Genomic DNA, 19,879 nt, shown 5'->3' with positions numbered 1-19,879 from the left:
TTAGCTATTCCATTAACTGTTTTTCCATTTAATGAGTTTGTCTTGTTAAATGTGGAAGGATAAGGGGCTGCGTGATTAACTCCAAGAAAATGTCCGCAGCCCCTTTCTGCATGCATGGCATGAGAAAACGACTCAACAAGTAGCCAATGCAATAGAACAGCATGGAGAAGGGGAAGATATCAAGAGCCCAAGGAAGGCGGAGCTGATCAATCGGCAGACCAAAGGAATGCATGACCATGATTGAGAGAAAGCTGACCGTGGCAAGCGTCGCGGCAACAGCCCAATCATGCAGAATCGCTCTCTTTGGTTTGACGAGGGTAAAGGTTCCGAGGAACAACATCTCCGTGACAAACAGACAAGATAGGAACCAAAGCACAGCATTCTGCGGATAATTACTGATTCCGGCACGGGCGAGAAAAATGTTCGTCAACTCATTCGTGGCGGAACCACTGGCATCCTCCCCCTAAAGCGCCCTTCGATAAGGGCCCAGTACGCGAAAGTCACTATTCCGAAGAACAGATACGGTATGAGATGTCTTGCAACCTTCTTCTTAAACGAGTCCAGGAATTGTCTTTCGTGGAACAACATGCCTGAGATGATGAAGAACAACGGCATGTGGAATGAAAAAACCACGACACCAGACCGGCAGATGTGATGCGTGTCCCAAACAACTAGTAGTATGCCGAAGCCGCGTAGCGAATCGAGTGCAGCCAGCCTAGAACTTTATGCCATAGTATAATCTCCTCATTTACTTTCTTTTCTTTACAAAACACAATACATCATTATCCAAGCATTATTCAAAAACTTCGTTGAGGCAAAATCCCATACTGTAATTAAACTCCCCGCTTCTCAATCTAAAAGCATCGCAACCAACGGTCGCATTAACTTATCATATAGCGAAATGGTATGGTAAAATACCATTTCCATTAACTGCCAATGTGTGCAGGAACATGAAAAAACAAAAAGATAAATATAATATCTTTATAAGCATTTTATTTTTTTCTGTAATATAGTATTCAATATAGTACGGTATGCTAAGAAAATTAAGCAAATAAAACAATGCAGAAACTCTCTGACCTAGTGGTATAAACAGGCCAATCATAATAGCTATGGATCCTATGAAATGTAAATTTCTAAAAATATTAAACCAATGATCATCCTCTTTAGATTCCGTAAACAAATAAACAAAGAAGAAACCTACAAATAGTAAAGATGATAATGAAAATGCTTTGCTGGGATCTGGCCAGTAGCCGGATATATAATTCTCATACTTTGTCCCTTTGAGCAAAATGCCAATAACTGCAACGAAAGTAGGTACGAGAACAGCCGAAGCGAAAAAAAGGGACAAATATATTTTTTTGTCAAGCTTTAGATAGAGGAGAGTGATAACAACAAAATAAATTAGAGCGGAATAATGAAAACCTACCGCTATCGCAACCAAGGAAAAAGCTGCAAAAAGACTCTGTAATCGTTTTTTGCCATCCATATTTCTTTCCACAAACAATAATGCACAACAGAATAGTGCAGTAGCTATTGTCTGGCGAACCACATTAAATGAGTATAAGAAATACCCACCACACAAAAAAGAAACAGTCAGTAGAACTTTTGAACATGGCATATTATATATAACAATATATATTAAACCTATGAATATAAAGCTTGTAACAATAAATATAGACTGATACCAACTACCTGCAAAATCAATGCATAGCTTGTTAAGCCATAGAAATATTGGCTCCATTGGTGGAGGTGTGCCATTATATATCTGTTTATAAGTTGGAACATATGTAAAAAAATAATCTGTTCCAACTCCATATCGGAATCCAGATATTGTGAATAAAATCAAAAAAACAATAGCAAAAGGTAAAACCTTTGCTCTTTTATTTAATTTATCTGCAACACATATCAAAAGTATGCAGCAGAAAACAGATGTTATATAAATAAACATTCTTTTCCTTATTTTGATGTTTTATATTCACAAAAGGGGTTTTGTTCAAGAAAATTCATCCCATAGAACAAACAGCATAGCCAGTTGATCAAATACGACTAACGCTTCATAAACCATTGCCATACATGTCTAAAGACATCCGCCCTTGAGACATGTATGGCAGACCAGACGCAAACAGAGCTCCGTAAGCCACGGCCAATCCGCGAAACCTCTTCATCATCAATAAAGTTCGGTTTGGATGACGAAGAATTACATATGCAGTAAGTAGCAAATTCAGCGTCAATGGCAATCCGGCAACTTGCGCTCCAGCTTTGAGCAATGATGTAGTGACGAAAACAGAGAGTGCATCCATGGAAGACTCCTTGCTGATTGTACGACTATCTGATCACGCAGATGCAAGTACGCGAACGGGAATATCAGTCTGTGGTTACTTCAAGACCGAGGTAATATCTGAGCCTTGGAATCGAGTGGACCGACAGGTACGTGTTTCGTCCAAGAAATGTCCAACTTCGATATACATGACGGGTACTTCGTTATCAGGCAAATGCAAAAGTTTGCGGGTTTTCTTTTCTGCAGTTGCCGTAAACATGGTATTGAGCGGACAAGCTCCAATTCCCAAAGATTCCAAAGATAATAGTAGTGACATTCCGAACAGGCCACCGTCGGTATATCCCTCATTGCGCTCATAAGATGTCATAAACGCGCGCAAGTCAGAAGTAATCATCAGCAATGCGGGAGGGGCTGGATATCCATTAACACCACCTTGAATGTGCAAAGCCTTTGCGATAACTTCCTTGTCGAGAATGACATGCACTCTAGTGGGTTGCCTGTTACACACTGATGGAGTGCGCATGGACATCTGAATTGCCTGGTTAAGTTCGTCTAGGGACACCGGCTCATCAGCAAATTCACGAACTGAATGTCTATTTTCACTTAACGCAGCAAAGGAAAGATCTTTGTTATTGAGCTTGTCACTTTTACGGATAGATATGCTTCCACCATCGTTTGATTCGGCATTCATAATTCGTTGCCACTGATCTGTAGTGAATAACGATTGCTGCCAAGAAATATCTTTCTCCGCATCGAGATGACGCTGCATGTACTCATGAAGCGCAGCAAGACTTTCTTTGTACACAGTGTTATTAGCGAAATTCAGATCTGCTTGTTCCAGACGTGTAAGCAGGGTCGGAAGCTCGTTAAAAACTTTTTTCCCAAACCCATAGCGAAAATTGTGATGGCTCAGACCCTTTTCAATTTGATGGCTGAGAAACATCACTCGTGTCTCGATTCTTACTCGTTCATGGGGCATAATGCGAGAGTAGCTACGATTAAACCGCTTGGCTTGTGCCCACGAATCTTGATATAGATGAATGCTTTGACGCAGATTCTTGAGAGGAGCGATAAGCGGTTTTGGCATCCACTGTTCTACAGTGCTCTTCCAATTCATAATGACATTCCTTTGGACTCTTGATTAATGCTGATTTAGTGGTTCCGATACGCTGCTGTGTAAATAAGCTAATGACTGTTTACGTAATGAAGCGAGTAGAGTATTCGGCTGCGTATAGTCGATGTGGTTGCTCAGCAGGTCGCCACTGGTAACATGTCTGTCTTTTAACGCCAGCGAATCCAGCAGGTCGAGCATGCGTGAGTTTGTGGTCTGCTTAACTGTAAAGAAGTGGAATGGTTTGTTGTACACAATAGAGAACACAGTGCCATGGAATGAATTTGTCACCACGGCTTTCGCATTGCGAATCAGGTTCACAAAAGTGTTAGGGGAAGCATTCCAAAAATAACGGTCCTGATCAAGTGTGTAATCTTCGATGGCAGTACCGATGGTATAGACTTTCACGCCTAGCTTCTTGGCAAGCCGACGTGCATAAGCGTATACATCTTTCTGGCGGTTATAGCCATACACCAGTACGTAATCTTCAGTAGGAGTGAAATCGCTGGCATCGGCGATTACGTTCCAATCATCCTTCTCAAGCAGAAATACTGGGTCAATGACGGATTGAACATTACTAATGCCGAGATCTTCAAGCATGGGCACCGACGACGGTTCGCGCACAGACACGGCATCGAAATCGGAAATCAGTCTACGATAACGATCCTTCTGATCGTCAGGAATTTCAGGCATGGCAATGCTGGCAGCATACGCTACTTTGCGAGCGCCCGCAGGCGCAAATGACAGGAAGAACGCATCATCTTTACCATTAAGCTTGTTCTTACAGTTCCAAATTTGGTCGCTGCCACAAATATAGACGTCGGATTGGGGGGTGTCAGCCTCAATCTCGGCAAGCGTACGGTAAGTTTTGGCGCTCATAGGTATGTAGTCCTCAAGGAATTTGCCGAACACTTTGCGCCCCTTGACCAAATCAGGGAAGCGTACGATGGCGCGAAGCATGCGAATAGGCAGCGGCCGCGTAGACGTGTAGTAGTATTTGGGGTTGTAATCCAGCACCTTGGCGTCCACACCCATCTTGCGTAGAGCGGTGTTCAAGCTGTAAGTTTGCAGAACAGCGCCATAATTAGTTGGTCTGCTGCAGGTAATGGTGTAAGAAGTAATTGAGTCTTTCATAGAAGCCTCTTTCTCTGTGCTGGCTGTTAAGAATTTGATTCAACGTATTTGAGGAATGCCTCATAGCTGCTAAACATAGGTTCGCTTTGAACAAACGCTTGCTGTGAACGTTCGGTATTGTTATCAAGCTGGAAAACCTTTTGGAATACCTCATCCAGCTGAGTGTTCCTAGGCTCAAACAGCCAGAAGAATTCCCGAAGTAGCTTTTTTGGCGGCCGCTTTCCATATGCCTGCTCGTACTCACGTACTAATAACACGGCTTCATTTAATTGAAGTTTGCGGCGTTTGTCGATATACGCTTCCAAGGAAGAGATTTTCTTTGCCGGAGCACCGGCATATACAGCGTTCCCATCCAAACGGCCTGTCACCACGCTGCCAGCTCCGATGATGGTGTTGTCTCCGATCTCAGCTCCTTTGAGAATCAACGACTTCTGACCGACAAAAACATTATTGCCAATACGAACAGTTCCGCATGATCCCAGCACCTCACCCGTAAGGCGTTGTATTACTGCCCAGCTATAGTCATGTTGCAAAATAGAGCAGTCTGCGGTGATATGTACGTTATCGCCGATTTCAATCATCCAAGGTCTCTGAGTATCGATTCTGATAGACCATGGCGTGTATAGATGCACATGTTGCCCCACGTGCATCCCCTGGCTTCGGAGCCATGATACGTATTGTTCCGAGGAAGCCTTGTGTCCATAAACTAACCGCATCGCAAGTTGTTTAATGCTCATATTCTTCACTTACTCCGTTCCGGATGAATGCGCTTATAAAGTAGGAAAAACACGCCGTAAAGCGTTGTGGAGATGGCCATGAGTTTGAGCTGTAAGCGACGCCCATGAGGGAGCGTTACGGATTCAGTAATAGCTTTTATGTTTTGCCTGATGAAAGCACGAGTATCTCTCGCGAAATCTCGCCATTGCCGTTCTTTGGCGTGCCCTGTGACAAGAGCCTGATCATAAAGGCTTACCATGCTTCTCATCTGTCCGTATAGCGCGAAAGGAAGCTGTTCAGGGAATTTTTGACGTACCAGCTCCACCATGTTCCTGATAGCTTTGTAACTACTAGGGGTAACTTCAGACGGTGTATTAGATACACTGCCCTCTATTTGTCGATAATGGTATAGCGGTGTCGAATCGTAAGTAGTTCGCTTGCTGGCAGCAAGTACATCATAAGTGAATTGATAATCTTCCCCGACTCTTTGACTTTCAGGGAAACGAATATTTTCGAGTACGGAACGTCTAATGAGTTTGCTCCAAGGTGCTATCGTCTGGTATCCCGGCAAATTGACGTATTTGAAAGATTCTGAAGTACTCATTATTAAATGGACATTAGGTTGGCAAAGATAAACCTGATGTCCATCAGAGTATTCCATGATGCTGCCGGTCATAGAGATGTCTGCGTCATGTTCTTCAAGCGCCCGTTGCAAAACTTCATACATGGTCGGTTCCAGCCAATCGTCAGAGTCGACGAATCCGATAAGTATGCCCCTGCTGGATTCAATGCCATTGTTTCTAGCGTTTGCTTGCCCTCGGTTCTCCTGATGAATGACACGGATCCTGCAATCTCTTGCCGCCCAAGCATCACACATATCAGGGCAAGCGTCCGGAGAGCCATCATCGACCAGAATGATTTCCAAATTTCGATACGTCTGGTCGACAATTGACTGTATACAACGGTCAAGATAACGTTCAACCTTGTACACAGGAACAATCACTGAAATCAAGGGGAGATCTTCAGTTCGGGTTTTCTCAGGCATGGCAGATGGATTAGTACTCATGCTGTGTACTTCCTCCTTGTGAATATCAGAGTAATAAGAGGCTTAAGTTCATAACATTGCACGAATGCAATAAGCAGCAGACAAATCGATGACCAGAATAGATAATGGCTGCATTGATTCGAGGTTACCAAGGACTGGACAGTAAGCAGCATCATGGTAATGGCCGTAGGAATCGGCCTCATATTGATGGCCATCAGACGACGCACATCAATCACACGAACCACGAAAATCACCAAGCTACCGACAAACACGCCGAATGCAGCAGCTGAAATACCCCAGTCATGTACGAGGATAGCGGTAAATGCGAGGCATGCTGCAGCTCCCACAACTGTAGCCACAAGTAACGGCTTTGTACGCATATAAGCCTGATAAATTGTGCCAAGAAAGTTGTTGATAGCACTAAGATAAAAGGCAAGCACAAGAATGGATATAAGAGGCCATGCCGAGTAAAACTGGCGCTGCATAAGCACCCTAGCGATGAACGGAGAGAGTGTGATTACTAATGCGCTTCCTACCGACATCAGGGCTTGATACACACGCCAGATTACATCATAGAAATGCTTGAGCCCGGAGCTTTTAAACTCTTGGAACGTGGAAAGTTGCCAAGCCTGTTGAACAATCTGTTGAAGCACATTAAGCAAATTAGGAATCTTTGAAGCTGCAGCATACAAACCAGAAGCGGAAATACCCAGTACACCTGTAATAATGAAACGACTAACTGTCGTCTGAATCTGGTTGCACAATGAATTCGGAGCCAATGGCAGCGAGTAGCGCCAAAGCTGCCTACGAAGAGACGCGTTATTTCGCCATACTGTAAAATCGATAAACTGATACTGCTTACCGGCGAAAAGATATACCAGGATCGCTGAACCATTGCCTACGATATAAGAGTAGAAATACCCCATAAGACCGAGATTCATTCCGGCAATCAACACATAAGCAAGCACGCCCATAATAAGCGCAGACAATATTGAGGCGTAAGCAATGAGTTTCATCTGATCCATGGCCCTAGCGACAGTACCCATCACAGAGGGAAAACACAACGCCGCATAGGACAACAGGAACCAAATTTTATATCTACCTAGCCCACCAAAAATAGGCAAATCAAATACTGGCAGAATAATTGCCAAAAGCACACAGCTTGCCAACATAACCAGCATGGTTTCGGTAATATAAAACGCGGCTTTTGACTTATCATCGAGCGTAAAACGGAGCATGCCTTCGCTGATGAGCAAAGTTAGTACAGGGAATAATGTGGTTACCATGATGGTAGCCATGTCCATGATGCCGTATTCCTCTGTAGACAGGTACAGGGTATATAACGGCATCAGTATGAATGCCATCAGTTTAGTGGCTACTGCGCTGAGTCCGAAGATGCCGACATTGACTAGTAGATTCTTGTACTTACCCACGTAGTCACCTCAGGATACTGGCTAATTGTGCCATGTATGTTTCTTTATTGAATTCGGAGCGTAATGCTGTTTTACGTGCGCCCATGGCATCACGTTCGTCGGAGCCTTGAGCAATCTTTGTCATAGCATTAGCAAGCTGGTCAACAAGTTGATCGCTACGTTCAAGGATGATGGCTGACTGCGCATCGGCGTATTCGGGGATGCCTCCGGAACGAGTGGTGATGAGCGGCTTACCAGAAACCAAACTTTCGATTACCGCGAGGGGTGCTGGATCGTCCCAAATTGACGGCAGCACGCAAATATCAGACATGGCGTAAATGGCGGGCATATCCTCATAATTCACGAAACCAGTAAAGATAATTCGATTCTTTACAGTTGGATTCGACGCCAGATCACGAAGTTTCTGTTCAAAGGGACTCACGATATTCGAATCAAAGAAGAAAGCTCCGGCAACAACTAGCTTGGCATTGGGAACTTTTTGCGCTACTTCAGTAAACGCTTTCAATAGTTCTTCGGCGCCTTTTTCCGGAGTAAGGCGCCCGGAAAACAGGAAAACAATATCATTTTCGGCTATATTGAATTTCTTTCGAAATTCAATCGCCTTGCTATTAGCCTCTTCCGAGCCAAACCGGCTTGTGTCGACGCCATTACGCCATACAGCTTTCTGATCTTCGCGCAGACCAGGCTCACCATGCTCTTTTAAGTACGTGTCAAGCGTGTCAACAATATATTTGGAAACTCCAAGTACTTTTTTGACTTTGGAAATCTCTTTAATGCAGCCGAAATCATTAAGAACTTCGTTATGCAGATGGTAATACACTTTTCCCGCATATCGTTCGGAATTGCCGTGCTTCTGCATGGTCATGAACAGCGTGGCATGGTTTTCGATCATTACCTTGTCGAAAGCCGGACTGCCATTCTTTGTGGGCTGTGCGAGTTTCTTGGAAACCTTGTTGATATACCACAGGCGTTGCGCAATATATCGATAGCTCATGAGCTTCTTCTTGTGAAGCACATGCTTGGCTGTCCAATAAATGCAGTGATCCACTGCGCGAACCAGCAATGGTGTCTTGATAAAGCAGAAATTAGTATACTTGAAATTACCTTCACGCGTTATCTGATCTACGCCGGGTGCCCAAGAAGAAAAAACAGTGAAATCAAAATTAGGAGTTTTCTCATTCTCTTGAACCATCATCATGTCCAGCGCTTCGACAGCTCCGCCGAGAACGTTAGGCACTGGCAAATAACCTGAAGTGATTACAGCAACATGAGGATTCACAGTGTTTCCTCCCACCCATTCGCGCTTTCCGCACTGCTTACGTACAAGAAAGTCAGACGATTCGCGCTAGCTGAAATGTCATATTTTTCAGCGCATATATTTGATGTTTCGATCTGCCGATTCGCTGTTTGCGAGGAAATGCTGAGTACAGTTGAAATCCAAGAAGATTTATTTTCCAAGCTTATGAAAGATGTTTTTCCGGAAATATCAGCTTCGTGCGGAACCTGATCGCTGAGAACACAGGGGCATCCGGCGACCTGGGCTTCGATGGCGACCATGCCGAGACCTTCATAACGGCTCGGCAGACAGAAAGCATCGAACGCCTGGTAAAGGTGGTTGACGTCCGTGCGCTGTCCCAAGAACAGAATGTGGTCACCAATGCCGAGTTCTTGGGCGTGCTGCTGTACGTCTGGCCTGTCTGGACCGTCACCAACGAACGCGAGTATCGTGTCCGGCTTCTGGGGAAGGAGCTCGGCGAGAACGTCGACAAGGAAAGCCTGATTCTTCTGCGGCATGAAACGACCCACATGGCCAATCAGGAACATGCCATCGGCTATGCCGAGTTCCCTGCGGGTTTCCTGGCGAATGACTGGGTCGAAATGGAACTTCTCCAGTTCAATGGCGTTGGGAATCACCGTGAAGTCGGCGTTTCTGCCGAACAGCCATTTTCCGGCGTACTCACTGCATGCGAAACGTTCTGTAGGGTAAAGGTTCGAGAGCGGACGTAGCGCGAGCTTCATCAGGTTCTTGGCAAACTCGCCCTTGCCCATCGTGGAATGTGAGTGGGCGATACGGACCGGCACTCCGGCCTTTTTGGCCGCAGACAATGGGAATACGCTGAGCGTGTTGATATGGCTGTGCACGATCGGCCAGTGTTCCTCACGGAAAAGCCTGACCAATTCCTTGCGATAGCGAAGGGGATGCTGGTATGGAGGGATGCGGAAAACGCGGCCGCCCAGCGCTTTGATTTCCTCTTCCGGAACGCGAGTCGAATCGGCATCCACTAAAAAATCGAACTGCACTTTGTTGCGGTCGATATGGCGATAGTAGTTCATCACTACGGATTCGACACCACCGCCAAGCATTTTCCCCATGACTTGGGCTACACGAATCGGCACTGGATTACCGTCCCCGAACCGGAATCAAACCGACGTAACGGCCGTTATCGGCTCTTTGTCTATTTCAAAACCATAAGAAAGATGTCAAAATCAGGTTTTGAGCAAGGCCTTCAAGTCACGAACAAGCAAAGTGTTCATGGAAACCCGTGAAGAGCATCTCTGAGGTATGTGGCGGGACTGGGCGTGTCTAAGGGGGATGCAAAAATCAGTGCTGTCAGATAATGAACGGGGTTTGGCAGTTCCTGCACAGTTCGCGCTGCGCTTGAAGACACCAATTCGGGGTTCATTTGGAGGGAAAGGACGGGACTCGCATGCCGACCACAGGTCGATCGATTGCAGAAAGAGCCGATAACGGCCGTTATGTCGGTTTTGGCGGGAACGCCGTCCGTACTCCGCTTTCCGAGACCGTTACGGAGGTCCGTGGGATTTGAGCGAGTCGATCCGCATAGCAGTCGCAATGCACAAGCCGTACCGCACGCCCGACGACCCGGCGTACCTGCCGCTCCACGTCGGCACGGCCCTGCATCCGGACGTGCTGCCCGGCATCCAGGGAGACGACGAGGGAGATAACATCTCGCGCCTCAACGCAAGCTATTCCGAACTGACGGCCCTGTACTGGATGTGGAAGAACTGCGACGCCGACTACAAAGGCCTCGTCCACTACCGCAGGCTGTTTGCGTCCCCCAGTCTCGCGAACCGACTGCGAAAAGACCGGTTCGTCCGAATCGCATCCAGCAAGGAGATTAGGGAAGCGCTGAAAAAGACCGGCGCAGTCGTACCCCGTAGGCGGAACTACTATATCGAGACGATGCGCTCGCACTATGCGCACACGCTCGATGGATCCCATCTGGACGTTATGAGGGACATCCTCATGTCGAAGGCTCCCGAATACGTTCCCATATTCGACAGGTGCATGGCCTCGACCGGCGGTCACATGTTCAACATGCTCGTCATGCGCGCCGACCTGTTCGACGCGTACTGCGCGTGGCTCTTCCCTCTGATCGACGAATTGACCTCCCAGATCGACGATTCGACATACACCCCATTCGAGAAACGTTATCCTGGCAGGATCAGCGAGCTCCTGCTGGACGTGTGGCTCAAAACAAACGGACAGGATGTCGCCGAATTGCCCCTTACCAGTCCGGAACCGACTGATTGGTGGGAAAAGGGCAAGGGCTTCTTCATGGCCAAGTTCGCCGGCAGGAAATACGCGAAGAGCTTCTGATTTATATCGGCAAATCAGAAAGGAATCAAAGATCCTTGTTCATTTTGTTTTTTATTATTTCAGTCTTCACTATATATTTGGACTATTCTGCCCACAAAGATATATCAAGTCCTGTGATCGTTTTCACCTCTTTATGGCTGTTCATATGCACCCTCGCATCATTGCGACTCTATGGATTTACAGGTTATTCAGAAAAAACAATTGGCTATATTACCTGCGGCAGCGTGGCTTTTTCTTTGGGTGCCTTTTCTTCGACACTTGTAAACAAACAGACTACCAAGCAAACACGGTATGCCCACTTGCGCGGAAAAAATCTTCAAACGAGCGACGGCAATCAACAGCAGCTATGCTTTACATTTCTTGAAATGATATTAGCGCTAGCTTGCGTAGGTAGTGCGCTATCTCTCTTTTACTCACTAAACGCATTCAGAAGCGGCGCTTCCTACATGGAAGTGCGTGGCAGTCGTTTAGGATACAATGACGAACAGGCATTTTCGAATCCAATCGTTGGATTGTTTGTCACTTACTTTTGTGGTCCAGCAATGACAGTGCTCATACCTATTGCAATCGTCTTCCTTTTCAAAAAACAGCACAAAAAATTTAACCTCATTGTTTTTTTGTGCGCTCTTTCAGATGTTATTTCCAGTGGTGGTCGTATTCAAATAATATACATAGTTTCACAACTGATAGCGGCTTTTTTCTATTATAGAAAAACTATTTCCAGCAAAACAAAGAAAATCATAAAAAATGCTACAATTATAGGAATTGTAATGCTATTTGTCCTAACATCACTTAGGACAAGTCAGAATTTCTTGCAGGCGATATATACCTATTTTACATTACCTGTAGGTCTTTTTTCATATTACACTTCAATTGTTGATGTAAATAATTTTGAATCTTTTGGCGCGGCGACATTTTACCCCCTATTCTACGTTCTTGCGTCTGTTGCCAGCTTTTTTGGAGCCAAAACGTCGTTTTTGGATAATTTAATCTATTATGTCGGATTACCACAAGAAACCTGGACGTCAACCTTATTCCCAACAGGATCCTACAATGCTTTCTGCTCCTTGTTTTATTTCTTTTATCTCGATTTTCGAATTGTTGGAATAGTTCTTTTTTCATTGCTTTATGGCTTCATGTCAGGATATGTATATAAAAAACAAAGAACTAGAACCAACGACATATGGTTCATGTTCTATCTGCTCATATTACAAACCATTGTAGGCTCTTTCATAATTTTCCAGCTTGGAAATACAAAATTCTTCGTAAGTCTTTTTATTTTTGGAATTGCGATTCTCCTTGGGAAAAAAGAGATAAAAGAGGAATCATGATGAAAGATAAATCACCCGTCAACATCGTGGTGCCGGTCTACAACGTCGCTGACCTGCTGTCCCGATGCGTCGACTCACTGCTCGCACAGACATACGAGGACGTACGCATCGTCCTGGTCGACGACGGGTCCACAGACGACTGCCCCGCAATATGCGACCGATATGCAGAACAAGACCCGCGCATCACCAGTCTCCACAGGACGAATGGCGGGCTCTCAGCTGCCCGTAACACGGGAATCGACCACGTGTTCTCAATCGAAGAACCCTCGCGCGGACGATACATAGCGTTCGTGGACTCCGATGACTGGGTCGAGCCCGGATACGTCGAGTCCATGCTCGAGACGCTGGAGGCGTACGGCGCGGACGCGGCGCAGTGCGGACATTTCGTCTCCTACGCGCCGGACAACGAGGACGACAAGGACCCCGCCCACACGCGCGCGACGCTCGATCGTGCGCAAGCAGTTGAGAGCCTGTGTCGCAACGGCCTGTGGGACGTGACCGCATGGAACAAGCTGTACCGGCTCGACCTGTTCAGACAGATACGGTATCCGGAGGGGCTCTTGTATGAGGACACCGCCACTACATACCTGATCACGCAGGAATACGACAGGGTCGCGGTGGACATGACACCCCAATACCACTACACGCAGCGCTACACGTCCATCGCGAACGGCACCACCTGGAAGGACAGCAAGCTGGACCTCGTGCTCGCCGGCGACCGGATGGCCGCATGGGTGTGCGAACACTATCCCGACCTTAAAACGGCCGCAGCTGAGAAGCGGGCGTACGTGCGCCTCTCCACGCTTTCCCAGATGGTCAACACTGGTCATCAAGACAAGGACCTCGCCCGAAGACTGCGGCGGGAGGTCCTCTCGGTTGCACCAACCGTGCTGCGCGATCGCAGGGCGTCGAAACGCGACAAGCTCGGCATTCTCGCCCTGCTTCCCGGCTTCTGGTGCTATCGCGCCATCTGGAGTCGCTACTACGAGGCCAAACGAAACAGGACCGTGGCCGGCCCGACCGGAACACCCGACACGACAGGAAAGGAACAATCATGACAACAGCGGCGGTGATCACGCTCCATCAAGTCGACAACTACGGCACACAGCTTCAGGCATACGCCACGCAGGAGAAGCTGAAGCAGTATTTCGACAACGTCGTTCTCATAGACTATCGACGTCCCGATACGTATGGCAAAGGCCTGGTCGAATCCTTCGCCAAAAGCAATCCGGTAAAGGCCCTGGCGTTCCTGCCAACCTACTTGCTATGGAAGAAAGTGTTCGACGGCTTCCGCAGCGAATATCTGAACCTCACGGAAAAGACGTATCTCAGCGAATCGGATTTCAAAAACTTCAACGATTTCGCTGACGTGTACGTTTCCGGCAGTGACCAAGTGTGGAATTCCGGATGGAACAAGGGAGTCATTCCATGCTTCTATCTGGACTTTGTCCCTGACGGAAAACCCAAGTACGCGTATGCGTCCAGCTTCGGCCGAAGCCATCTCGACGAGAACGAAGTCAACCAGTCGAAGAAGTACATTGATCGTTTCGACATGATCTCCGTACGAGAGCAGAGCGGCGTTGATATTCTGAACCATCAGTACGGATACCACAACGCTGTGCAAATCGTCGACCCCACGCTGGCGATGCCGGCATCGTTCTGGCGTTCCATCGCCACGAAACCGCAGGTTAAAGGCGACTACATCCTTATCTACAACCTGAACCGCAGCAAAGAGTTCGACGGATATGCGGATGAACTGTCACGCAGAACAGGCCTGCCTATCTACCGATTCTGCACCCGCGTGGACCAAGTATTCCGAAACGGTAAAAGCCTCGTAGTGCCTGAAATCCTCGATTTCGTTTCCCTTGTAGACAACGCGAAATACGTGCTGACTGACTCATTTCACGCGACCGCATTCTCCATGAACATGGGAACCGAGCCAATCTGCATCTACCCGGGCCAGTATTCCGGAAGGCTTTCCGAGTTCCTGAAGCTCGTGGACTCCGAGCAGCGCCATGTAGACGGATATGGCGACTTCGACGTGATTAATCGGCATGTGGACTTCGCCGAGGTCGAACGAATACTCGACGCAGAGCGCACGAGGGTCGACGAATACCTCGCCAACATGCAGCAAGCAGTACTCGCAAACAAACAATGATTATTCATCACTCACACTTAATTGGAGGATTCAAATGAGTGAGAAGCTCAGGGCAGTGTTTCACGCGTGCGTCCCGCGTCCTATAGCGTCAGCAATACGAAATCTACGGCAAACGCTTCATCTTTACAAAGACTCCATTCTTCAGGCACATCGATATAACCGAAACTACTCCCGTGTTGCCTCTACCGATCTCACACAGTTGGAAACACGAATCATGTTCCTGAGCCATCAGATAGAAAAAGGACTCAGCCATAGCGATTTTCGATATGGCTTTGGACGCAAAGTGTTTCTCGAACTTCCAGCCATGCTCAAGAGCTTAGAGCTAGCCGACAGCAACTATGAGGAAAACACCGTATTTCAAGAGTCGATGTCAGCACTACACGAGTACATGGAACGCCATATTCGCGCGGGCAAGGATATCTCATGGCAAAAAAGTCTTTTCACCAACGAGCAATGGAATCATATTAAGTCCGCAGATCCATCACGCGGAGGAAGCATCGTCATCCGACGGTCAACAAAAGCTAACAACTCGCTCCTACCTTACGTTCAACTTAATGAACACCGTCATTCGGTACGAGAGTTTTCCGATGAGCCAGTAGATGCTAATCTCATCGAGCAAGCCATTGACATGGCTATGAGGACACCGTCCGTCTGCAACAGACAACCAACTCGAGTTCATCTGATCCTAAACCCTGGAACCATCACTAAGGCTTTGACTATCCAAGGAGGAGTGGGAGGATATGCGGCACCCCCTGCCCTTATTCTCATTACTTCCGACCTGCGATCGTTCATCACATCCTATGAACGGAATGAGGGGTTCACTGACGGCGGACTTTTTGGTATGTCCCTTCTTTTGTCGCTTGAATCCTTAGGACTTGCTTCCTGCCCTCTGAACACCATGTTCACGGCAAAAGCAGATAAGGATACCCGCAAACTTCTGAATCTCCCTGATAACGAAGTGCCAGTCATGTACATTGAGGTCGGCAACTTCCTTGAGGAAACTCGCACATGCGCATCTGTTCGTTATACAGGAAATCAAATCACGACAGTCATCAAATAGGAACTGCTGATTTCTTATGCACGAATCTAAAACATTAGCTAGATGAGTTAACCGAAAGACAATGAAGGCTACGAATAACAAATCACATTCGCGTATTTTTAAGAATGCGTTGTTCCTATACGCGCTCACGTTTTCAAACTATCTGATCGGACTATTACTCCTGCCGTACCTGTCACGCGTGCTCAGCGTGGAGAAGTTCGGCGTGATCGGATTCGCGACGTCGTTCTGCCTGGTGTTCCAGATGGTGGTGGAGTACGGTTTCCAGCTGTCGACCACCGCGACCATCTCCGTGCATCGCAACGACAAGGCAAAAATGTCCCGAACCATCTCGACGATGACGTACACTAAGCTGCTGCTGGCGTGCGGAGCCTCGGCCGTGTTCCTGGCATGCGCGATGTTCGTGGACATGCTCCGCGGCCATTTCGTGATCATCCTGCTGTTCTTCGTGGACTCGATAGCCAAGGCGCTGCTTCCAGACGCCTACTTCAGGGGCATCGAACGCATGAAGGACATTACCATCCGCGCGGTGTCCGCAAAATCCGGAATCTTAGTGGCGACGCTGTTGTTCGTGAGGGGCGACGACACCCTGATCATCTATCCCGTCTCGATGATCGTATTCGATATCATCGCGCTCCTGTGGGCGTTCTCCCTGCTCAAACGCGACGGTTTGAAGGCGACCGGCACCACCATGAGGGAAATGCTGGAAGCGTTGAAAGACAGCTTCTGGTTCTTCATATCCCGCATATCCGTGAGCATCAACGGATCATTGGGATCCATCTTCCTTGGCATGCGCTACAGCCCCGAATCCGTGGAGATGGGCCTGTACTCCGGCGCGACCAAGCTGTCGTCCGCCGGAGAGCAGATGATTCCGCCGCTCGGCGACGCACTCTACCCGTCGATGGTCAACAAGAAGGACTACAGGCTGTTCTACCGCATAGTGTTGCGGGGCGGCATCCTTTGGTTCCTCGCGTGCGGGCTGGTGGAAGTGCTGGCAACGCCGTTGTGCGTGCTAATCCTCGGCGGACAGTACGCCAGCGCTGGCGAGTTCCTGCGGATACTGATGGTCGGCGTGTTCTTCGGATATTTCAGTTTCATGTTCGGCTATCCAGCGCTCTCGCCGATCGGGAAGGCGACTTGGGCGAACGCGGCGATCATGGTCAGCGCAATCGTGAATCTTACGGCCTGCGCGGTTCTGTGGCTGACCGGGAACATCACACCGCTGACGGTATGCGTGGTGTTCTCCAGCACCAACATCACGGCCTTCATCGTACGCTTCGGCGCATTCAGGAAATTCAGGAACTTAGCGGAACAGGATGTGAAATGAGTGATTCCAAGCGTATCGAGTGGATCGACGTGGCCAAGGGTGTCGGCATCGTACTGGTCAGTTTCGGCCACCTCAGGAACGGTGACGGCGAAAGCGTGTGGCTGCCCGCATTAGACGCGCCCATCGACGCGATATACCTGTTCCACATGCCCCTGTTCTTCCTACTGGGGGGGCTCACGTTCAGTAGGAGGGGCGGGTTCAAGGCGTTCCTGGCGCGCAAGGCCAAGACGTTGCTGGTGCCGTATTACGTGTTCTCCCTGTACTTCCTCGCGAAACCGTTTGCGATACTGCTCATACCATCCATGCGCGCGGCCTTCCAGACGAGCCACGACTACGGTATTGCGCACCAGTTCCTCGACGTGCTCGTCATGGGTAACGGACTGTGGTTCCTCATGGCATTCTTCGTGGGCGAATGCCTGATGTACGGGCTGACCAGCCTGACTGATGACGGGAGCGTGCTTGCCGCTATTGGAATGGCGTTCGTCATCCTGTCGACATTCGTCTCGTCCCAGACCGGATGGCCTGCACTACCCTTCCAGATTGTGGCCGGGGTCAAGGCAGCTGGCTACATGTGCGTCGGATACGTGCTGAAGGAATGGCTCAAAGCCATTCCGCGCGGGAGAGCGGGCGTATCGTCAGCTTGCGCAGCCGTAGTGTTCCTGACGTTGGCGGTACCGGCCGTGGCCGGAATCGTACCGGATGGTCCGGCGCTGCTGACCGTATCGGTCGCGGCGGCATTCCTTGGCACGTTCGCCGTCATCTGGCTGTGCATCGCGGTGGGGTCATGCCGGATGCTGGCCCATATCGGCCGCTACAGCCTCGTCTATTACGCGCTGAACGCATTGACACTCAACATCGTGAAGATCGGGCTTTTCCACGTCATCGGCATTGACGTGGCGTCCACACCGTGGTTTTCACAGCTTCTCGCGGGCCTCGCGGCCACCGCCCTTGCGCTCGTGCTGCTGACCCTCGCGAACCTTTTCGTACAACGCTGGATGTGGTGGGCCATAGGCAAAAAACGCCCATAAACCCGGGTAGGGGATGCGGACGTTTTCTTGGAGTTAATCACGCAGCCATTCCCTGGCTCTGACGGTATTGTACCGGGCTTATCCAACCAAGCGATTGCTTGATGCGCTCGTGGTTGCACCAGTGGGTGTACCCGTCGACAAGAGCGGGTGCCTCGTCGCGGGTATGCTCCTCTTAATGTTCGGGATAGACGGATTCCATCTTCATACACCCGAAGAAGCCCTCCGCGGCCGCGTTGTCCGAAAAGCTGTATGTGATCAAATAAAGGTGGTCAGCGGGGGTGGTGCCGTTCTGCTAGACTCGTCGTTGATTCCATCACCACCAATCATGCCGTAAGACCGAGCCTTCGGCGTTGGCCCATGATGCTCATGTCAGACTCCATCTTGATGCGCTTGTCTCGGTACCGGACCATGTGGTCGTCGAGCATGCCGATGAACTCGTCCATCGCGTCCTCGGCCGACCGCTTCGACTCCACCGCGACCGTCGCGTCCGACTGGTTGCGTCAGCGCCCCAATGTTTCCGGAGTGATCCCCAGATCTTTCGCCATCGCGGCGATCACATTCGTCTCCGACGAAATACGACGTTCCATACTCCGCCAACAGCCTGACAGCCTTCGCCTTGAACTCCGGCGTGTATTTCGTGCCTTTTGCCATGGTTCCATCATCTCCCATCGAGTTAGAGGAAATACGGAACAAAAATCAGTTCATATCAATGGCAATCGTGGTCTAATTGCGATTAGACCACGAATTAAAAAAGCCGCAACTGTGCCACCAAGAATGCTACAACGCGCTTTATCTAAAGAGGATCCGCCACAGCATTAGCTGCTAAATAAGCTATATCTGTTGGATCGAGATGGAATTTAACCGTTTCCCTTTTTCTATGTTCTGGACGAGAATACTCAATGCTAACGCTCTGCGAACCGCAATGAGTTGATGAGAGCATCTCTTCATACTCACCGCGACCCGTAAACAGCAGAGTGACTTCTGCTTTGGGACTTAAGTATGTTACCTTACGCTCACGTAATTCTTGTTGAGGATCTCCAGCTGGATGAGAAGCCATTGGCCAAGGAATACCTGGATGGATGTTAACTATGACATCCTGCGCAGGCATGGTCCCCTCATTGACCAAAACATAAGATATCGATTCAGAACGAAACTCACTCTTACTGTAGTGATATTCCTTCTTTATTCGGACCAGTAAAATTGGCCTATGAGCGTTACGGTATTCCTCCCAAGCGATGAATGCGCCCAAAATGGCTACGAAGCATGCAAAAGCTTCGATCGTCGACTGGAAAAGCGCGACGGCATCTCCCGCTTGCATTCCATGGCAGGAGCCATATGCCATACAGATTTCGAAGATTACAATAAACGACAACAAGAAACCAAAAAGGAGCCCACAGATTTGCATGAATCGTTTCATTGTCCATCCCTGATTAGAAGCACGTCAATTCTAATAAATAATCTAGCCTTTCGCTGTTTGGTGTGGGTGAATTCTGTCAGGTATGATGGTTCGTAGGTCGTGTTTGCCGCAGGTCAGGTAGATCATCGTGCTGAAATAGCCCATGTCTCTGAAGCCCCTTGCGCGGGTTTTCACATTCTAGATGACGCTTCCTGGACCGCGTGGTAGTGCCCGAAAGATTG

Annotated in this window: 20 protein-coding genes and 2 pseudogenes; 7 read left to right on the top strand and 15 right to left on the bottom strand. The window is 48.5% G+C overall.

Features of this window, described 5'->3' with window-relative positions:
- Window positions 1–28: 28 nt before the first annotated feature.
- The 11 genes from WMO36_RS04075 to WMO36_RS04030 form a co-directional block, all read right to left on the bottom strand.
- A complete protein-coding gene (locus WMO36_RS04075) occupies window positions 29–430 on the bottom strand; it encodes a hypothetical protein (RefSeq protein ID WP_302147098.1) in 402 nt (133 codons plus the stop codon).
- Window positions 427–714, bottom strand: coding sequence for an acyltransferase family protein (locus WMO36_RS08330; RefSeq protein ID WP_353962950.1), 288 nt, complete (start codon window positions 712–714; stop codon window positions 427–429). Before WMO36_RS08330 ends, WMO36_RS04075 begins: the two co-directional genes overlap by 4 nt.
- Window positions 715–889: 175 nt before the next feature.
- On the bottom strand, window positions 890–1,948 hold the full coding sequence (locus WMO36_RS04070; RefSeq protein ID WP_302147097.1) for an EpsG family protein: 1,059 nt from the start codon (window positions 1,946–1,948) through the stop codon (window positions 890–892).
- A gap of 106 nt (window positions 1,949–2,054) precedes the next feature.
- Window positions 2,055–2,300 (bottom strand): hypothetical protein, encoded by a 246-nt coding sequence (locus WMO36_RS04065; RefSeq protein ID WP_033524336.1) that lies wholly within the window; start codon window positions 2,298–2,300, stop codon window positions 2,055–2,057.
- Window positions 2,301–2,375: 75 nt separating this feature from the next.
- Window positions 2,376–3,395: a nitroreductase family protein gene (locus WMO36_RS04060; RefSeq protein ID WP_302147095.1), complete on the bottom strand. Its 1,020-nt coding sequence runs from the start codon at window positions 3,393–3,395 to the stop codon at window positions 2,376–2,378.
- Between the two features lie 24 nt (window positions 3,396–3,419).
- Window positions 3,420–4,523: a polysaccharide pyruvyl transferase family protein gene (locus WMO36_RS04055; protein ID WP_302147094.1), complete on the bottom strand. Its 1,104-nt coding sequence runs from the start codon at window positions 4,521–4,523 to the stop codon at window positions 3,420–3,422.
- Between the two features lie 26 nt (window positions 4,524–4,549).
- Entirely contained in the window at window positions 4,550–5,104 is a 555-nt protein-coding gene (locus tag WMO36_RS04050) for an acyltransferase (protein WP_302147092.1), read from the bottom strand.
- Between the two features lie 161 nt (window positions 5,105–5,265).
- Window positions 5,266–6,306 carry a glycosyltransferase family 2 protein gene (locus tag WMO36_RS04045; RefSeq protein ID WP_302147090.1) on the bottom strand — a complete coding sequence of 347 codons (1,041 nt, stop codon included), beginning with the start codon at window positions 6,304–6,306 and terminating at the stop codon, window positions 5,266–5,268.
- Window positions 6,303–7,718, bottom strand: a complete 1,416-nt coding sequence (locus WMO36_RS04040) for a lipopolysaccharide biosynthesis protein (RefSeq protein ID WP_195939207.1) — start codon at window positions 7,716–7,718, stop codon at window positions 6,303–6,305. Before WMO36_RS04040 ends, WMO36_RS04045 begins: the two co-directional genes overlap by 4 nt.
- A gap of 4 nt (window positions 7,719–7,722) precedes the next feature.
- Window positions 7,723–8,997: a glycosyltransferase family 4 protein gene (locus WMO36_RS04035; protein WP_302147065.1), complete on the bottom strand. Its 1,275-nt coding sequence runs from the start codon at window positions 8,995–8,997 to the stop codon at window positions 7,723–7,725.
- Window positions 8,994–10,115 (bottom strand): glycosyltransferase family 1 protein, encoded by a 1,122-nt coding sequence (locus WMO36_RS04030; protein ID WP_302147064.1) that lies wholly within the window; start codon window positions 10,113–10,115, stop codon window positions 8,994–8,996. The genes WMO36_RS04035 and WMO36_RS04030 overlap by 4 nt, the downstream gene beginning before the upstream one ends.
- A 427-nt stretch (window positions 10,116–10,542) precedes the next feature.
- Between WMO36_RS04030 and WMO36_RS04025 the strand changes: the two genes are divergently transcribed.
- From WMO36_RS04025 to WMO36_RS03995, 7 genes are all read left to right on the top strand, one after another.
- The gene (locus tag WMO36_RS04025) at window positions 10,543–11,340 is read left to right on the top strand and encodes a DUF4422 domain-containing protein (protein WP_302694698.1); all 798 of its coding nucleotides are present in this window, start codon (window positions 10,543–10,545) and stop codon (window positions 11,338–11,340) included.
- A complete protein-coding gene (locus tag WMO36_RS04020; RefSeq protein WP_302694699.1) occupies window positions 11,274–12,671 on the top strand; it encodes an O-antigen polymerase in 1,398 nt (465 codons plus the stop codon). Before WMO36_RS04025 ends, WMO36_RS04020 begins: the two co-directional genes overlap by 67 nt.
- The gene (locus WMO36_RS04015; protein ID WP_302694700.1) at window positions 12,668–13,729 is read left to right on the top strand and encodes a glycosyltransferase family 2 protein; all 1,062 of its coding nucleotides are present in this window, start codon (window positions 12,668–12,670) and stop codon (window positions 13,727–13,729) included. The genes WMO36_RS04020 and WMO36_RS04015 overlap by 4 nt, the downstream gene beginning before the upstream one ends.
- Window positions 13,726–14,829, top strand: a complete 1,104-nt coding sequence (locus WMO36_RS04010; protein ID WP_302694701.1) for a polysaccharide pyruvyl transferase family protein — start codon at window positions 13,726–13,728, stop codon at window positions 14,827–14,829. Before WMO36_RS04015 ends, WMO36_RS04010 begins: the two co-directional genes overlap by 4 nt.
- A 214-nt stretch (window positions 14,830–15,043) precedes the next feature.
- Entirely contained in the window at window positions 15,044–15,889 is an 846-nt protein-coding gene (locus WMO36_RS04005) for a nitroreductase family protein (RefSeq protein ID WP_302147059.1), read from the top strand.
- Between the two features lie 61 nt (window positions 15,890–15,950).
- Window positions 15,951–17,213, top strand: coding sequence for an oligosaccharide flippase family protein (locus WMO36_RS04000; RefSeq protein ID WP_349076904.1), 1,263 nt, complete (start codon window positions 15,951–15,953; stop codon window positions 17,211–17,213).
- Window positions 17,210–18,241 (top strand): acyltransferase family protein, encoded by a 1,032-nt coding sequence (locus WMO36_RS03995; protein WP_302694704.1) that lies wholly within the window; start codon window positions 17,210–17,212, stop codon window positions 18,239–18,241. Before WMO36_RS04000 ends, WMO36_RS03995 begins: the two co-directional genes overlap by 4 nt.
- Window positions 18,242–18,278: 37 nt before the next feature.
- On the opposite strand, the pseudogene WMO36_RS03990 reads toward WMO36_RS03995, so the two are convergent.
- The 4 genes and pseudogenes from WMO36_RS03990 to WMO36_RS03975 form a co-directional block, all read right to left on the bottom strand.
- Window positions 18,279–18,392 (bottom strand): annotated as a pseudogene (locus WMO36_RS03990) (IS3 family transposase); the annotation flags it as partial.
- Window positions 18,393–18,564: 172 nt separating this feature from the next.
- Window positions 18,565–18,684: an integrase gene (locus WMO36_RS03985; protein ID WP_302147180.1), complete on the bottom strand. Its 120-nt coding sequence runs from the start codon at window positions 18,682–18,684 to the stop codon at window positions 18,565–18,567.
- A pseudogene (locus WMO36_RS03980) lies at window positions 18,676–18,892 on the bottom strand (transposase); the annotation flags it as partial. The pseudogene WMO36_RS03980 and the gene WMO36_RS03985, both read right to left, overlap by 9 nt.
- A 142-nt stretch (window positions 18,893–19,034) precedes the next feature.
- The gene (locus tag WMO36_RS03975; protein WP_302147054.1) at window positions 19,035–19,658 is read right to left on the bottom strand and encodes a DUF8453 domain-containing protein; all 624 of its coding nucleotides are present in this window, start codon (window positions 19,656–19,658) and stop codon (window positions 19,035–19,037) included.
- Between the last annotated feature and the right edge of the window lie 221 nt (window positions 19,659–19,879).

The organism is Bifidobacterium hominis, assembly GCF_040095915.1.
GTDB classification, from domain to species: domain Bacteria; phylum Actinomycetota; class Actinomycetes; order Actinomycetales; family Bifidobacteriaceae; genus Bifidobacterium; species Bifidobacterium hominis.
This window is presented reverse-complemented; position numbering and strand designations above follow the sequence as displayed.

Excerpts from the sequence above, each read along its gene's own strand:
- WMO36_RS04000 (WP_349076904.1), top strand. The coding sequence starts at position 15,951 with ATGAAGGCTACGAATAACAAATCACATTCGCGTATTTTTAAGAATGCG.
- WMO36_RS04010 (WP_302694701.1), top strand. The coding sequence starts at position 13,726 with ATGACAACAGCGGCGGTGATCACGCTCCATCAAGTCGACAACTACGGC.
- WMO36_RS04070 (WP_302147097.1), bottom strand. The coding sequence starts at position 1,948 with ATGTTTATTTATATAACATCTGTTTTCTGCTGCATACTTTTGATATGT.
- WMO36_RS04005 (WP_302147059.1), top strand. The coding sequence starts at position 15,044 with ATGTTCCTGAGCCATCAGATAGAAAAAGGACTCAGCCATAGCGATTTT.
- WMO36_RS04050 (WP_302147092.1), bottom strand. The coding sequence starts at position 5,104 with ATGATTGAAATCGGCGATAACGTACATATCACCGCAGACTGCTCTATT.
- WMO36_RS04060 (WP_302147095.1), bottom strand. The coding sequence starts at position 3,395 with ATGAATTGGAAGAGCACTGTAGAACAGTGGATGCCAAAACCGCTTATC.
- WMO36_RS03985 (WP_302147180.1), bottom strand. The coding sequence starts at position 18,684 with ATGGACGAGTTCATCGGCATGCTCGACGACCACATGGTCCGGTACCGA.
- WMO36_RS04015 (WP_302694700.1), top strand. The coding sequence starts at position 12,668 with ATGATGAAAGATAAATCACCCGTCAACATCGTGGTGCCGGTCTACAAC.
- WMO36_RS03975 (WP_302147054.1), bottom strand. The coding sequence starts at position 19,658 with ATGAAACGATTCATGCAAATCTGTGGGCTCCTTTTTGGTTTCTTGTTG.
- WMO36_RS04055 (WP_302147094.1), bottom strand. The coding sequence starts at position 4,523 with ATGAAAGACTCAATTACTTCTTACACCATTACCTGCAGCAGACCAACT.
- WMO36_RS04045 (WP_302147090.1), bottom strand. The coding sequence starts at position 6,306 with ATGAGTACTAATCCATCTGCCATGCCTGAGAAAACCCGAACTGAAGAT.
- WMO36_RS03995 (WP_302694704.1), top strand. The coding sequence starts at position 17,210 with ATGAGTGATTCCAAGCGTATCGAGTGGATCGACGTGGCCAAGGGTGTC.
- WMO36_RS04065 (WP_033524336.1), bottom strand. The coding sequence starts at position 2,300 with ATGGATGCACTCTCTGTTTTCGTCACTACATCATTGCTCAAAGCTGGA.